The organism is Roseicyclus sp., assembly GCF_052168335.1.
GTDB lineage: Bacteria > Pseudomonadota > Alphaproteobacteria > Rhodobacterales > Rhodobacteraceae > Roseibacterium.
The window spans coordinates 1-15,329 of record NZ_JBQLZP010000194.1 but is presented as its reverse complement, the minus strand read 5'-3'; the positions used below and the strand labels follow the sequence as shown (position 1 = coordinate 15,329).

The following is a 15,329-nucleotide window of genomic DNA, read 5'->3' as shown; positions in this document are numbered from 1 at the left end:
CGTCGTCTCGCCGGCGCGGTTCAGGACGGTCCGCGCGCGGAGCTTCACGGGCTCGCAGGCGGCCGTGACGGACCTCCGGGTCGCGGCGTCGAGGGATCTGAGGACCCGGTTCTGCGTCTCGGTCGACATGGGACGCCAACGTGCGATGCCCCGAACGGTTCATCCGAAGCGTGCGCGGGCGCATCTTCGCTGGCCCCGCGCTCCGTTTCGGGGTATGCTTACGCTCACCGATCCGGGGCCAACCCGGGCGGACGAGCAGAAACGCGAGCGGAAACCGCCGCATACAAGATACAGGGGCCGCAAGGTCCGGGCAGGCAACATGACGGAAATCGCGCATGGCACGATTGTCGTGCAGTCCGGCGAGGCGGTTCTGCCGCGCTGGTGGCGGACGGTCGATCGGGTCACGATCGGGTGCATCCTCTCGCTCTTCGCGATCGGCATCCTCCTGGGCTTCGCCGCCTCGCCGCCGCTGGCGCAGCGCAACGGGCTCGAGCCATTCCACTACGTCATCCGCCAGTTCGCCTTCGGCGGCATGGCGCTGGCGGTGATGGTGCTGGTGTCGATGATGTCGCCCGTGACGGTGCGCCGCCTCGCGGTCCTCGGCTTCTTCGGCGCGGTGGCGGCGCTGATGCTCCTGCCGGTCTTCGGCACGGATTTCGGGCAGGGGGCGGTGCGCTGGTACTCGCTGGGCTTCGCCTCGGTGCAGCCGTCGGAGTTTCTCAAGCCGGTCTACGTCGTCTTCACCGCCTGGATGATCGCCGCCAGCTCCGAGATCGCAGGCCCGCCGGGCAAGACGGTCTCGCTGGCCGTCACTGTCACGATCGTCGCCTTCCTCGCGATGCAGCCGGATTTCGGGCAGGCGGCGCTGATCGTCTTCGCCTGGTCGGTCATCTACTTCGTGGCGGGCGCGCCGATGACGATCCTGGTGGGCGTCGCGCTGGCCGTGGGCTTCGCGGGCTTCGTCGCCTACGAGAGCTCCGAGCACTTCGCCCGCCGGATCGACGGCTTCCTCTCGGCCGAGGTCGATCCCACGACGCAGCTCGGCTTCGCGACCGACGCGATCCGGAACGGCGGGCTCTTCGGGGCGGGCCTCGGCGAGGGCTCGGTCAAGTGGACGCTGCCGGACGCGCATACCGACTTCATCATCGCGGTGGCGGCCGAGGAATACGGCCTCGTCCTCGTCTTCATCATCATCGCGCTCTACGCGACGATCGCGACGCGCGCCTTCTTCCGCCTGATGCGCGAGCGCGACCCGTTCATCCGCCTTGCGGGGACGGGCATCGTCAGCCTGATTGCCCTTCAGGCGTTCATCAATCTGGGCGTTGCGGTGCGATTGTTGCCGGCCAAGGGAATGACCCTTCCCTTCGTGAGCTACGGGGGCTCCTCGCTCATCGCCATGGGCATTGCGGTGGGGATGCTCTTGTGTTTCACCCGGACGCGTCCGCAGGGCGAGATCGGCGACATCCTGCTGTCGCGGCACCGTTGAGACCGGGGGCGGCCACCCAATGACGACCGGCGCACCACACCTGATCATCGCCGCGGGCGGCACGGGCGGGCACATGTTCCCCGCCCAGGCGCTGGCCGAGGCGATGGTGCGCCGCGGCTGGCGGGTGACGCTTTCGACCGACGCGCGCGGGGCGCGCTACGCGGGCGGCTTCCCGCACGTGGTCGAGATCCGGCGCGTCGCCTCCTCGACCTTCGCGCGGGGCGGGGTCCTGGCCAAGCTCGCGGCCCCCTTCCAGATCGCGGCGGGGATCGTCCAGGCGTCGCTCCGGATGCTGCGCGAGCGTCCCGCTGTGGTGATCGGCTTCGGCGGCTATCCCGCCATTCCCGCCATGGCGGCGGCGTGGATCACCCGGCGGCCGCGCGCGATCCACGAGCAGAACGGCGTCCTCGGCCGGGTCAACCGCGTCTTCGCGCGCCGCGTCCATTTCGTCGCCTGCGGCACCTGGCCCACGGTGCTGCCCGCGGGCGTCGCGGGCGTGCATACCGGCAACCCGGTCCGCGCCGCGATCCGCGACCGGGCGGGCGCGCCCTACATGCCGCCGGGCGACTGGCCGCTCAGCCTCCTGGTCTTCGGCGGCAGCCAGGGCGCGCGCATCCTGTCGGACACCGTGCCCGCCGCCGTCGCGCTGCTGCCCGAGCGGCTGCGCGACCGGCTGCGCGTGGCCCAGCAGGCACGCCCCGAGGACATCGAGCGCGTGTCCGAGGCCTACGCCCGGCTCGAGGTCCGGGCCGAAGTCGAGCCCTTCTTCACCGACATGCCCCGCCGCCTGACCGAGGCGCAGCTCGTCATCGCGCGCTCGGGCGCGTCCTCCGTCGCGGATATCTGCGTGGTGGGGCGGCCCGCGATCTACATTCCGCTTGCAATCGCGATCCGCGACGAGCAGACGGCGAACGCGCGCGGGCCCGTCGATGCCGAGGCCGCCGTGCTCATCCCCGAGCGCCGCCTGACGCCCGAGGTTCTGGCCGAAACCATAGAGGCCGTGCTCACCCAACCCGACGCCGCGATGCGCATGGCCGAGGCCGCGCTGTCGGTCTCGGTTCCCGACGCCACCGAGCGCCTCGTCGCGCTCGTCGAGGATCTCGCCCGCCAGGGCAGGAAGGACCAGCCATGAACGCCGCCGCCACCAAGCTCCCGACGCAGCTCGGGCCGATCCACTTCGTGGGCATCGGGGGCATCGGCATGTCCGGCATCGCCGAGGTGCTGCTGAACCACGGCTACCAGGTGCAGGGCTCGGACCTGAAGCCCTCGAAGATCACCGCCCGGCTCGAGGAGCTGGGCGCGCGCGTCTTCATCGGGCAGAAGGCCGGGAACCTCGAGGGCGCCGAGGTCGTGGTGATCTCCTCCGCCATCAAGACCGGCAACCCCGAACTCGACGCCGCCCGCGCGCGCGGCCTGCCGGTCGTTCGCCGCGCCGAGATGCTGGCCGAGCTGATGCGCCTGCGCTCGAACATCGCGGTGGCGGGCACGCACGGGAAGACGACGACGACGACGCTGGTGGCGACGCTGCTCGACGCGGGCGGGATGGACCCGACGGTGGTGAACGGCGGCATCATCCACGCCTACGGCTCGAACGCGCGGGTCGGGCAGGGCGAGTGGATGGTGGTCGAGGCCGACGAGAGCGACGGCACCTTCAACCGCCTGCCCGCGACCATCGCCATCGTCACCAACATCGACCCCGAGCACATGGAGCACTGGGGCTCGATCGAGCGTCTCCGGCAGGGCTTCCTCGACTTCGTGTCGAACATCCCCTTCTACGGGATCGCCGTCTGCTGCACCGATCATCCCGAGGTGCAGGCGCTGGTGGGCCGCATCACCGACCGGCGCGTCGTGACCTTCGGCTTCAACGCGCAGGCCGACGTGCGGGCGGTGAACCTCCGCTACAAGGGCGGGATCGCGCATTTCGACATCGCGCTCCAGGCCGAGGACAAGGTGATCGAGGGCTGCTCGCTGCCGATGCCGGGCGACCACAACGTGTCGAACGCGCTGGCCGCCGTGGCGGTCGCGCGCCATCTCGGGCTCAAGACCTCCGAGATCCGCGACGCACTGGCGGGCTTCGGCGGCGTGAACCGGCGCTTCACCCGCGTGGGCGAGGTGGGCGGCATCGCCATCATCGACGATTACGGCCATCACCCGGTGGAGATCGCGGCGGTGCTGAAGGCCGCGCGGCAGGCCGTCGCCGACACGCCGCGCGCCCGCGTCATCGCGGTCCACCAGCCGCACCGCTACACGCGGCTCTCCACGCTGTTCGAGGAGTTCTGCGCCTGCTTCAACGACGCCGACGTGGTCGGCATCTCCGAGGTCTACGCCGCGGGAGAGGAGCCGATCCCCGGCGCTTCGCGCGACGATCTCGTGCAGGGCCTGATCCGCCACGGCCACCGCCACGCGCGCGCCGTGACCTCCGAGGACGACCTCGAGCGCCTCGTGCGCGAGCAGGCGCGGCCGGGCGACATCGTGGTCTGCCTCGGCGCGGGCACGATCTCGGCCTGGGCCAACGCGCTGCCCGCGCGGCTCGCGGACCTCGAGAAGAAGGTGGTTTCAGGATGACGGGCCGGGCGCGACACGGGGAGGGCGCTCCATGCCGCTCTCGCTGATCCTCGCCTGCCTCTGGGTGCTGGCGGCGGCGATCGTCGCGATGCTGCCGATGCGTTACCAGTATCTGCCGGGCGGCGCGCTCCTCGTGCTCGCGCTGCCCCTCGCCGCCTTCGTCGGCGTGGAGGTCGGCTGGCCCTGGCTTGCCGCCGTCCTCTTCGCGGTCCTGTCCATGTATCGCCGGCCGCTCGCCGCGCTCGCGCGGCATGTCGGGCGCCGCTTCACGGGAGAGACATGATGCCGCTGTCCCTGCTCCTCGCCTGTCTCTGGGTCCTTGCGGCGGGGATCGCCGCCTTGGCGCCGCGGCGCTTGCGCTGGCCCGCCGCCTGGGCGCTGATCGCCACGGGCATCCCGCTTCTGGGCTACGTCACCTACGAGACCGGGCCGGTCATCGGGCTTCTGGCGCTCTTCGTCGGGGTCTCGGCCCTGATCGCCACCTCGGCGCGCGGGACCTCCGACACGGCCGGGCGCGACCCGGAGGAGGGCGCATGGAGCTGGTGATCCTCGTCCTCTTCCTGGCATTTCCCGTCGCGTCGTTCCAGTTCGTGCGGCTGCGCCGGGCGGGCTGGGGCTGGGGGATGCCGCTGCTCGCGCTCGGACTGGGCGCGCTCGGCGTCGTCTGGGTCGACATGATCGCGGTCTCCGAGCAGAGCCGGGGCTTCGGCAGCATCATCATCCTGTTCCTCTTCGTGCTCATCGCGGTCTTCTCGGCCATCGGCTGCATCGTCGGCCACATCGTGCGCCGGGCCGAGGAACGGCAGGAGTTCGGGGAATGAGCGGCGCGGGCCTCTTCCGGCATGCCCCGGGCAGGGAGGGAAGGGCATGATGCCGCTCTCCATCGTGCTGGCCTGCGTCTGGGGCCTCGCGGCGGGGCTCGCCGGAATGGCGCCGCAGCGCTTCCACTGGCCCGCCGCCTGGGTGCTGATCGCCACGGGCATCCCGCTTCTGGGCTACGTCACCTGGCAGACCGGCCCGGTTCCCGGCCTCATCTGTCTCGCCGCCGGGGCCTCGGTCCTGCGCTGGCCGCTCCTGCGCGCGGCCGAGCGGATGCGCCGCATCGTCGTGCGCGTCGAGCGCGAGGAGGCGCCGGAGATGCGGCCCGACCACGACACGCCGGGCAAATGACGCCGGGCTGGCAGCGCGCCCGCGCAAGGGCTAGAGACGGCGCATGACGCAGACCGAGACCGTTCTTCCGCCCGTCCGGGGCCGCCTGACGCCCGCGCGCGATCTGTCCGAGCTGACATGGCTGCGCGTGGGCGGGCCGGCGGACTGGCTCTTCCAGCCGGCGGACGCGGACGACCTTGCCGCCTTCCTCGCGGGCCTCGACCCCGCCGTGCCGGTCTTTGCGATGGGCGTGGGCTCGAACCTGATCGTGCGGGACGGCGGCATCGAGGGCGTGGTGATCCGCCTCGGGCGCGGCTTCAACGGCATCGAGATCGACGGCGACAGCGTTACCGCGGGGGCGGCCGCGCTCGACGCGCAGGTGGCGAAGCGCGCGGCGGAGGCGGGGCTCGACCTCACCTTCCTGCGCACGATCCCCGGCTCCATCGGCGGCGCGCTGCGGATGAACGCGGGCTGCTACGGAACCTACGTGGCCGACCGGTTCGAGGCGGCGGAGATCGTGCTCCGCGACGGCACGCGCCGGACCTTCGGCAAGGGCGACATCGCCTTCGCCTACCGCCAGACCGACCTGCCGCCCGATGCCGTCGTCACCTCCGTCACGTTCCGCGCGCCCGCGGGCGATCCGGCCGACCTCGAGGCGCGCATGGCGGAGCAGCTCGCCCGCCGCGACGCGACCCAGCCCGTGAAGGACCGGAGCGCGGGGTCCACCTTCCGCAACCCGGCCGGGTTCTCCTCGACCGGGCAGGCCGACGACACGCACGAGCTGAAGGCCTGGAAGGTCATCGACGACGCGGGCCTGCGCGGCGCCACGCGCGGCGGCGCGCAGATGTCGCCCAAGCACCCGAACTTCCTCGTCAACACCGGCGGCGCCACGGCGGCCGAGCTCGAGGGGCTGGGCGAGGAGGTGCGAAAAAGGGTTTTCGAGCACAGCGGAATAGAGCTACACTGGGAAATCATGCGCGTCGGGCGACCGGCGCGTGTGCAGGGCGAGAGCGCACCCGGCGAAGGCTGAGCGCGCGGCCCGGACGACCCCCGCGAAAGACGGGGGCGGCAACACGAACGCCGACCGGGCGCCAGACCCGGCGGCAGACAGAGGCTCAGGTGGTGACAGGTTCGAGCAGACCTGCCTCCCGCGTCGTGGTCCTGATGGGCGGTCCCTCTGCCGAGCGCGAGGTGTCGCTCAGCACGGGACGTGGCTGCGTCGAGGCGTTGCGGAGCGAAGGCTACGAGGTGATCGAGGTCGATGCCGGCCCCGACCTCGCCGCGCGCCTGCACGAGACCCGCCCCGATGTCGTCTTCAACGCGCTGCACGGCCGCTGGGGCGAGGACGGCTGCGTGCAGGGCCTCCTGGAATGGCTCCGCATCCCCTATACCCATTCGGGCGTGCTGGCCTCGGCGCTGGCCATGGACAAGACGCGGACGAAGGACGTCTACCGCGCCCACGGCCTGCCCGTGGTCGACAGCGTGATCCGCGACAAGGCCGAGGTGATGGCCCGGCACGTCATGGCGCCGCCCTACGTGGTGAAGCCCAACAACGAGGGCTCCTCGGTCGGCGTCTACCTCGTGACCGAGGGCGCGAACGATCCCCCGAAACTGTCCGACGAGATGCCCGGGACCGTGATGGTCGAGGCCTATGTCCGGGGGCGGGAGCTGACCTGCTCGGTCATGGGCGCGGGCGAGGGCGATCCGGGCGCGCTGACCGTGACCGACATCCTGACCGACGGCTGGTACGACTACGACGCCAAGTACCGGCCCGGCGGCTCGCGCCACGTCGTGCCGGCCGAGGTGCCGCCCGCGATCTTCGACGCCTGCATGGACTACGCGACGCGCGCGCACCGCGCGCTCGGCTGCCGGGGCGTCAGCCGCACCGACTTCCGCTGGGACGAGGCGCGGGGGCTCGAGGGCCTGGTGCTGCTCGAGACCAACACCCAGCCCGGCATGACGCCCACCTCGCTCACCCCCGAACAGGCGGAGGCGAAGGGCATCTCCTTCGGCGCGCTCTGCCGCTGGCTCGTGGAGGACGCTTCATGCGACCGCTGATCGCCCGCCGCGAGACGGGCCCCGTGCCCCTGCCGCGCCCGCGCCCCGACCCGGCGCCCTCGCGGCTGACCTACCGGGCGCAACGGCTGTGGCTGACGCCGCTGTTCCGGGGGCTCCTGCGCGTGGGCCTGCCGCTGGCGCTGGTCCTCGCGCCGGTGGCCTGGGTCGTCACCGACGAGGCCAAGATGACCGCGATCCGCGAGCAGGTCGCCGAGATCCGCCACGAGATCGAGGGCCGCCCCGAGTTCCGCGTCAACATCCTTTCCATCGAAGGCGCGAGCCCCGCCGTCACCGAGGAGGTGCGCGCCGCGCTCCGGATCGAGTTGCCGATGTCCTCCTTCGACATCGACCTCGCCGCGCTGCGCGAGCGGGTCGAGGCGCTGCCCGCCGTCCTCTCGGCGGATGTGCGGATCAACGGCGGGGGATACCTCTCCGTCACCGTGGCCGAACGGGTCCCGGCGCTGGTCTGGCAGACGCGGGCCGAGACCGTCCTGATCGACGCCGAGGGCGAGGTGGTGGCGGCGCTGGCGGACCGCGAGCTGGAGACGCCCCTGCCGATGGTCGCGGGGCGCGGGGCCGAGCGGATGGTGGACGAGGCGCTGGTCCTCTTCGCCGCCGCGCGGCCGCTCGGCGACCGGCTCCTCGGGCTCGTGCGGGTGGGCGAGCGGCGCTGGGACGTGGTCCTGCGCGAGGGGCCGCGCATCCTCCTGCCGGCCGACGGCGCGCGCGCCGCGCTCGACGAGGTGCTGCTCCTGCACGACGTGCAGCGGATCCTCGACCGCGACCTCGTGCGCATCGACATGCGCAACCCCGCGCGGATGACCGTTCAACTGACGCCCGAGGCGCTGGAGACGCTCCAGCAGGTCCGCTCGGGCGTGATCCCTCCTGGAGAAGAACGCGGATGAACCTGCTCTACCAGTCCCAGCGGGCCATGCGGGCCAAGCGCGAGCAGGCGATGCGCCGCGGCGTCGTCGCCGTCCTCGACATCGGAACCTTCAAGATCGCCTGTCTCGTTCTGCGCTTCGACGAGACCGACGCGCCGCGCGGCGAGGGGATCGGGGCGATGGCGGGGCAGGCGGGCTTCCGCGTCATCGGCGCCGCGACCACGCGCTCGCGCGGGGTCAGGTTCGGCGAGATCGACACCGTGCAGGAGACCGAGCGCGCGATCCGCACCGCGGTGCAGGCCGCGCAGAAGATGGCGCAGACGCGGGTGGACCACGTGATCGTCGCGCTCGCCGGGGGGCGGCCGCGGAGCTACGGCCTCGACGGCGAGGCGGTCCTGCAGACCGGCACGGTCGAGGATGCCGACATCGCGCGCGTGCTCGGCGCCTGCGACGTGCCGGATATCGGCCACGGCCGCGAGGTGCTGCACGCCCAGCCGGTGAACTTCTCGCTCGACCACCGCACCGGCCTCGCCGATCCGCGCGGGCACGTGGGCAACCGCCTGGCCGTCGACATGCACCTCCTGACGATCGAGGGCGCCGCGATCGAGACGCTGCTCCATTGCGTCAAGCGCTGCGACCTGGAACTCGCGGGGCTGGCCAGCGCGCCCTACGTCGCGGGCATCTCGAGCCTCGTCGAGGACGAGCAGGAACTGGGCGCGGCCTGCATCGACATGGGCGGGGGGGCGACCTCGCTCTCGATCTTCATCAAGAAACACATGATCTTCGCCGACACGGTGCGGATGGGCGGGGACCACGTCACCTCCGACATCTCCCACGGCCTCCAGATCCCGATGGCCCATGCCGAGCGGATCAAGACGCGCTTCGGCGGCGTGATGGCGACCGGCATGGACGACCGCGAGATCATCGAACTGGAGAGCGAGACCGGCGACTGGCACCACGACCGGCGCAAGGTCTCGCGCTCGGAGCTCATCGGCGTCATGCGGCCCCGCGTCGAGGAGATCCTCGAGGAGACGCGGGCCCGCCTCGACGCGGCGGGGTTCGAGCACCTGCCCTCGCAGCGCATCGTGCTGACGGGGGGCGCGAGCCTCCTGCCGGGGCTCGACGGGCTGGCCTCGCGCATCCTCGGCAACCAGGTGCGCCTCGGGCGGCCGCTGCGCGTGCAGGGCCTGCCGCAATCGGCCTGCGGCCCGGCCTTCTCGGCCTGCGTCGGCCTCGCGCTCTTCGCCGCGCACCCGCAGGACGAGTGGTGGGACTTCGAGACGCCGGCGGACCGCTACCCGGCGCGGAGCCTCAAGCGCGCCGTCCGCTGGTTCCGCGACAACTGGTGAGCCCCGCATCTGGGGCTTCGACCCTACCGGCTGGAGCCTCGGCGGAATTCCGCCCCACATTTCGCGCGCAATTGCCATTTTCCGCGTGACGCGCGGGGGTGGAATCGTTAAGTTGTTGGGAAATAGCGAGGCAGCTACGGCCAAAACGGCGTCAGACCGCTGGCCATTTCTGAAATGACCCGGGCGCACCGGGGCAACAGGCGGACAGAGCGATGACACTCAATCTCACCATGCCCGACTCGCGGCAGGACCTCAAACCTCGCATCACCGTCTTCGGCGTGGGCGGGGCGGGCGGCAACGCGGTCAACAACATGATCGACCAGGCGCTCGAGGGCTGCGAGTTCGTCGTCGCGAACACCGACGCGCAGGCGCTTGCGCAGTCCAAGGCCGCGGCCCGCATCCAGATGGGCGCGCGCGTGACCGAGGGGCTCGGCGCGGGCGCGCGTCCCGCCGTCGGCGCCTCGGCGGCCGAGGAATCGATCGAGGAGATCGTCGATCACCTCGCCGGGGCGCACATGGCCTTCATCACCGCCGGCATGGGCGGCGGCACGGGCACGGGCGCCGCGCCGATCATCGCGCAGGCCGCGCGCGAGCTGGGCGTCCTGACCGTCGGCGTCGTGACCAAGCCCTTCCAGTTCGAGGGCAACAAGCGGATGCGGCAGGCCGACGAGGGGATCGAGGCCCTCCAGAAGGTCGTCGACACGCTCATCATCATCCCGAACCAGAACCTGTTCCGCCTCGCCAACGAGAAGACCACCTTCACCGAGGCCTTCGCGATGGCCGACGACGTGCTCTATCAGGGCGTGAAGGGCGTGACCGACCTCATGGTGCGGCCCGGCCTCATCAACCTCGACTTCGCCGACGTCCGCGCGGTGATGAACGAGATGGGCAAGGCCATGATGGGCACCGGCGAGGCCGATGGCGACACCCGCGCGCTCCAGGCCGCCGAGAAGGCCATCGCCAACCCGCTCCTCGACGAGATCAGCCTCAAGGGCGCGCGCGGCGTGCTCATCAACGTGACCGGCGGCTACGATCTGACGCTGTTCGAGCTCGACGAGGCCGCGAACCGCATCCGCGAGGAAGTGGACCCGGACGCCAACATCATCGTCGGCTCCACGCTCGACGAGAAGATGGAGGGGCGGATGCGCGTCTCCGTCGTCGCCACCGGCATCGACGTCTCCGCCGAGGCGGCCGAGCACCAGCGCGAGGTTCACAGCGCCGCCGCCATCCAGCAGAAGCGGACCCGTCCCGCCGAGCCCGCGCGGGAGGAACCCGTCGCGGCGGCGCCCGCCCCGGTGGCCGAGCCCCGTCACGATGCGCGTCACGATGCCCGGCGCGAGCCGATGCCGGAGCCCTCGCTCTTCGAGAGCTTCGCGGACGACGACCTCCCCGCCGACCTGTTCGAGCCGGAGGAGGCCGCCGACGCCGTGCCGCCCCCGGCCTACCGTCCCGCAGCCGCCCAGCCGCGCGCCGCGCTCCAGCCCGCGCCGATCCAGCGGGTGCAGCGCCAGGACGGCGGCTTCCTGGCGCCGAGGCCCGAGCCCTCGAACACGCCGACGCCCGAGGCGCTCGCCCGCCTGCGGGACGCGATCCAGCGCGACCTGCCGCGCGCCGATGCGCCCGCGCAGCCCCAGGCCGCTGCGCCCGAGCCGCAGCAGCCCTCGCGCACGCGGTTCGCGATCAACAACCTGATCAACCGCATGACCGGCCACGGCGAGGAGGGCAGCGCCCCCGTCGCCCGGCGCACGCCGTCCTTCTCGGGGCCGCCGCCGCAGAGCCACATCCCGGCGCGCCACCACGAGGAGGCGGTCGACCCCGACCAGGAGCGGATCGAAATTCCCGCCTTCCTGCGCCGCCAGGCCAACTGAAACGGTCACATTCCTGCAACGGAGGCCGGCTTTCCGCCGGCCTCTTTCTTTTGGAAATCAGGTGTTTACGCGGAATCCGTGGATAAGTCGGCGGGTTTATGCCGACGTGAGTCGGCTTTGTTGCAACACGTCATAAACGTTGAATTGTCAGTGGCTTCGCCCGGCTGTAGCCCCTACTCACAGGCAGTTGTTCCGACGAACGGAGCAGCGAGGCCCCGGAAGACCGTGCGCGGCATGGGCGGAATGGCCGGACCACAAGGCCGGGACATGCAGCGCGGGAGACGGCACGGGGCAAGGGACAACGGGTGAGCGCATGCAGGCGACAATCGGCACCGACGTGACCTTCAGCGGGGTGGGCCTCCATACCGGGCGGCTCGTGCGGCTGACCATCCGCCCGCGCGCGGCCAGCATGGGCCTGTGGTTCCGCCGCATGGATCTGCCCGGCCAGCCCTTCATCCCCGCCCGCTACGACCGCGTTCCCGAAAGCCGCCTCTGCACCCGCCTCGACGGCGACACCGGCGCCTCGGTCTCGACGGTCGAGCACGTGATGGCCGCGCTCGCGGGCTGCGGCATCCACAACGCGCTGGTCGAGGTCGACGGCCCCGAGGTCCCGATCCTCGACGGCTCGGCGGCGCCCTTCGTGCGCGGCATCCTCGACGCGGGCATCCGCCGCCAGGACGCGCCCATTCTCGCGCTGGCCGTGATGCAGGAGATCACCGTCGCCGACGGCGAGGCCTCGGCCAGCCTCAGCCCGGCCGAAGGGCTCGAGATGGACTTCTCCATCGACTTCGCCGACGCCGCGATCGGCCGCCAGCGCCGGGTCGCGAACCTCGCCAACGGTCGCTTCGTGCGCGAATATTGCGACAGCCGGACCTTCTGCCGCCAGGCGGACGTGGACGCGATGCACGCCGCCGGCCTCGCGCTCGGCGGCACCTACGACAACGCCGTCGTCGTGGACGGCGACGTGGTGCTCAGCCCCGGCGGCTTCCGCCACGCGGACGAGGCGGTGCGCCACAAGATGCTCGACGCGCTCGGCGACCTCGCGCTTGCGGGGGCGCCGCTTCTGGCGCGGTATACCGGCGTGCGGGCGGGCCACATGCTCACGAACCGCCTGCTGCGCAAGCTGATGGCGACGCCCGGCGCCGCGCGCATCGTGGAATGCACGCCCGAGCAGGCCGCGCGCCTGCCCGGCATGGGCGTGAACGCCGCCGATCTGGCGCACGTCGCCTGACGCCCGCCGCCGCCTCACGGACATTTCAGGCGTTTTGCCCGAAAAAACTTTGTGCTAGGACCGCTTCGACCGGGCGAAGCGCCGACTGGCGCTGCGCGACACGAGCGGGGTGGACCACATGCAGCGGGCAACATCGGCAAGCGTGACATGGACGCGCCGCCTGGGCGTTCTGGCGCTCGCGGGCCTTCTGGCGGCCTGCGGCGGCGGCGAGGGCGACCGCGGCGGCCTCTTCGGCGGGGGTGGCGGCCTCTTCGCGGCGCGCGACCGGCAGGCCCCGCTCGAGGACCTCGACGCGCAGACGATCTACCAGCAGGCCGAGATGGAGCTCGAGCGCGGGCGCGCCGACCGGGCGGCCGAGCTCTTCGGCGAGGTCGAGCGGCTGCATCCCTATTCGGACTGGGCGCGGCGCGGCCTCATCATGTCGGCGTTCGCCTACCACCAGGACCGCGACTACGAGAACAGCCGGATCGCGGCGCAGCGGTTCCTCGAGTTCTACCCGGCCGACGAGGACGCGGCCTATGCGCAATATCTCGTGGCGCTCAGCTACTACGACCAGATGGACCAGATCGGCAACGACAGCTCCATCACGATGCAGGCGCTGCAGAACCTGCGCCTGGTGATCGAGCGCTACCCGGACAGCGACTACACGCAGGACGCGGTGCTGCGCTTCGACGTGGCCTTCGACCAGCTCGCCGCGCGCGAGATGGAGGTCGGGCGCTACTACCTGCGGCGTCAGCACTACACGGCGGCGATCAACCGTTTCCGCCTCGTGGTCGAGGAGTTCCAGACCACGAGCCATACGCCCGAGGCGCTGCTGCGGCTGGTGGAATCCTATCTCGCGCTCGGCCTGACGGACGAGGCGCAGACCGCGGGCGCGATCCTCGGCTACAACTTCCAGGGCTCGCCCTTCTACGACGACGCCTTCCGGCAGCTGACCGGGCAGGGCCTCTCGCCGGAAGCCGCGGGGCAGAACTGGCTCCGGGAAGTCTGGGACCAGACCGTGCGGGGCGACTGGCTCTGAGACCGGGGGGGCGGGGCGCGGCCTTGCATCGCCGCCCCGCCGGCTAGATGGTTCCGTCCATGCTTCGGCACCTCGACATCCGCGACCTCCTGATCATCGACCGGCTGGAGCTCGGCTTCCAGCCGGGTCTGAACGTGCTGACCGGCGAGACGGGCGCGGGCAAGTCGATCCTGCTCGACGCGCTCGGCTTCGTGCTCGGCTGGCGCGGGCGGGCCGACCTCGTGCGGAGCGGGGCGGAGCAGGGCGAGGTCGTGGCCGTCTTCGAGATCGGGCTGGAGCACCCGGCGCAGGCCGTGCTGGCCGAGGCGGGCCTGCCGCGCGCGGAGGAGCTGATCCTCAGGCGCGTGAACACCGCCGACGGGCGCAAGACCGCCTGGGTCAACGACCGCCGGGCGAGCGGGGAGGTGCTGCGCGCGCTGTCGGACGCGCTGGTGGAACTTCACGGGCAACAGGACGACCGGGGCCTCCTCGACCCGCGGAACCACCGCGCGATGCTCGACGATTTCGGCGGGCTCGTGCAGCTCCGCGACGCGGTGGCCGAGGCCTGGCGGGCGCGCGCCGCGACGCGCCGCGCGCTCGAGGAGGCCGAGACGCGGCTCGCGGAGATGCGGCGCGAGGAGGACTTCCTGCGCCACGCCGCCGAGGAGATCCGCAAGCTCGCCCCCGAACCGGGCGAGGAGGCCGAACTCGACGCGCGCCGCCGCCTGATGCAGGCGGCCGAGAAGATGCGCGCGGACGTGGCGCGCGCCGCCGCCGCGCTGTCCTTCGAGGGGGCCGAGGGGCGGATCGCGGACGCGCGCCGCTGGCTCGAGGGCGTGGCCGACCGGGCGGAGGGCGGGCTCGACGCGGCGCTCGCGGCGCTCGACCGGGCGCTGGTGGAACTGGCCGAGGCGCAGTCCGGCGTCGAGCGCTTCGGCGAGGCGCTGGTCTTCAACCCCACGGAGCTGGAGGCGGCGGAGGAGCGGCTCTTCACGCTCAGGGCACTGGCGCGCAAGCACGGCGTGGCGCCCGACGACCTCGCGGCGTTCGGCGAGACGCTCGAGGTGCGGCTGGCCGCGCTCGACCGGGGGGCGGGGGAGATCGCGTCGCTCGGCGCCGCGCACGAGGCGGCGGCCGCGGCCTGGCGGGCGGCGGCGGACCGGCTGAGCGCGGCGCGCGCGGAAGCGGCCTTGCGGCTCGATGCCGCGATGGCGACCGAGCTCGCGCCGCTGAAGCTCGAGCGGGCGGTCTTCGCGACCGAGATCGGCCCCGCCGAGCCGGGGCCGACCGGGTCGGACGCCGTGACCTTCACGGTGGCGACCAACCCCGGCGCGCCCTCCGGCCCGCTCAACCGCATCGCCTCGGGCGGGGAGCTTTCGCGGTTCCTCCTCGCGCTCAAGGTCTGCCTCACGCGCGACGACAGCGGCCTCACGCTGATCTTCGACGAGATCGACCGGGGCGTCGGCGGCGCCACGGCGGACGCGGTGGGCCGCAGGCTCGCGGCGCTGGCCGAGGGCGGGCAGGTGCTCGTGGTGACGCACTCGCCACAGGTCGCGGCCCTCGGCGCGCATCACTGGCGGGTGGCGAAGGCCGTGGAGGCCGGCATGACGCTGAGCCGGGTCGAGCCGCTCGGCCCCGAGGCGCGGATCGACGAGGTGGCCCGGATGCTCTCGGGCGACCGGATCACGGAGGAAGCGCGGGCCGCGGCGCGCGCGCTGCTGCAGGGGGCGGCCTGAGGA

15 protein-coding genes are annotated in these 15,329 nt (G+C 72.2%); all 15 read left to right on the top strand.

The window, feature by feature from the left end:
• Positions 1–319 precede the first annotated feature (319 nt).
• Entirely contained in the window at positions 320–1,486 is a 1,167-nt protein-coding gene (locus ACTS11_RS06120; RefSeq protein ID WP_442639450.1) for a peptidoglycan glycosyltransferase FtsW, read from the top strand.
• Between the two features lie 19 nt (positions 1,487–1,505).
• Positions 1,506–2,618, top strand: a complete 1,113-nt coding sequence (locus ACTS11_RS06115) for a UDP-N-acetylglucosamine--N-acetylmuramyl-(pentapeptide) pyrophosphoryl-undecaprenol N-acetylglucosamine transferase (protein WP_442639449.1) — start codon at positions 1,506–1,508, stop codon at positions 2,616–2,618.
• Entirely contained in the window at positions 2,615–4,051 is a 1,437-nt protein-coding gene (gene murC, locus ACTS11_RS06110; RefSeq protein WP_442639448.1) for a UDP-N-acetylmuramate--L-alanine ligase, read from the top strand. Before ACTS11_RS06115 ends, murC begins: the two co-directional genes overlap by 4 nt.
• Before the next feature lie 31 nt (positions 4,052–4,082).
• Complete coding sequence (locus tag ACTS11_RS06105) at positions 4,083–4,334, top strand: DUF2484 family protein (RefSeq protein WP_442639447.1); 252 nt, start codon at positions 4,083–4,085, stop codon at positions 4,332–4,334.
• Positions 4,334–4,597 (top strand): DUF2484 family protein, encoded by a 264-nt coding sequence (locus tag ACTS11_RS06100; RefSeq protein ID WP_442639446.1) that lies wholly within the window; start codon positions 4,334–4,336, stop codon positions 4,595–4,597. Before ACTS11_RS06105 ends, ACTS11_RS06100 begins: the two co-directional genes overlap by 1 nt.
• Positions 4,585–4,872, top strand: coding sequence for a hypothetical protein (locus ACTS11_RS06095; protein ID WP_442639445.1), 288 nt, complete (start codon positions 4,585–4,587; stop codon positions 4,870–4,872). Before ACTS11_RS06100 ends, ACTS11_RS06095 begins: the two co-directional genes overlap by 13 nt.
• A 46-nt stretch (positions 4,873–4,918) precedes the next feature.
• Entirely contained in the window at positions 4,919–5,221 is a 303-nt protein-coding gene (locus ACTS11_RS06090; protein WP_442639444.1) for a DUF2484 family protein, read from the top strand.
• A gap of 43 nt (positions 5,222–5,264) precedes the next feature.
• Positions 5,265–6,230, top strand: coding sequence for a UDP-N-acetylmuramate dehydrogenase (gene murB / locus ACTS11_RS06085; protein WP_442639443.1), 966 nt, complete (start codon positions 5,265–5,267; stop codon positions 6,228–6,230).
• Between the two features lie 92 nt (positions 6,231–6,322).
• A complete protein-coding gene (locus ACTS11_RS06080) occupies positions 6,323–7,258 on the top strand; it encodes a D-alanine--D-alanine ligase (protein ID WP_442639442.1) in 936 nt (311 codons plus the stop codon).
• Positions 7,246–8,163, top strand: a complete 918-nt coding sequence (locus tag ACTS11_RS06075; RefSeq protein WP_442639441.1) for a cell division protein FtsQ/DivIB — start codon at positions 7,246–7,248, stop codon at positions 8,161–8,163. Before ACTS11_RS06080 ends, ACTS11_RS06075 begins: the two co-directional genes overlap by 13 nt.
• Positions 8,160–9,491, top strand: coding sequence for a cell division protein FtsA (gene ftsA, locus ACTS11_RS06070; protein WP_442639440.1), 1,332 nt, complete (start codon positions 8,160–8,162; stop codon positions 9,489–9,491). Before ACTS11_RS06075 ends, ftsA begins: the two co-directional genes overlap by 4 nt.
• 212 nt (positions 9,492–9,703) lie before the next feature.
• Entirely contained in the window at positions 9,704–11,359 is a 1,656-nt protein-coding gene (gene ftsZ / locus ACTS11_RS06065; protein WP_442639439.1) for a cell division protein FtsZ, read from the top strand.
• A gap of 313 nt (positions 11,360–11,672) precedes the next feature.
• Positions 11,673–12,590, top strand: coding sequence for a UDP-3-O-acyl-N-acetylglucosamine deacetylase (lpxC, locus tag ACTS11_RS06060; RefSeq protein WP_442639438.1), 918 nt, complete (start codon positions 11,673–11,675; stop codon positions 12,588–12,590).
• Positions 12,591–12,708: 118 nt separating this feature from the next.
• Positions 12,709–13,611, top strand: coding sequence for an outer membrane protein assembly factor BamD (locus ACTS11_RS06055; protein ID WP_442639437.1), 903 nt, complete (start codon positions 12,709–12,711; stop codon positions 13,609–13,611).
• Positions 13,612–13,670: 59 nt separating this feature from the next.
• Positions 13,671–15,326 (top strand): DNA repair protein RecN, encoded by a 1,656-nt coding sequence (recN, locus tag ACTS11_RS06050; protein WP_442639436.1) that lies wholly within the window; start codon positions 13,671–13,673, stop codon positions 15,324–15,326.
• Positions 15,327–15,329: the final 3 nt, after the last annotated feature.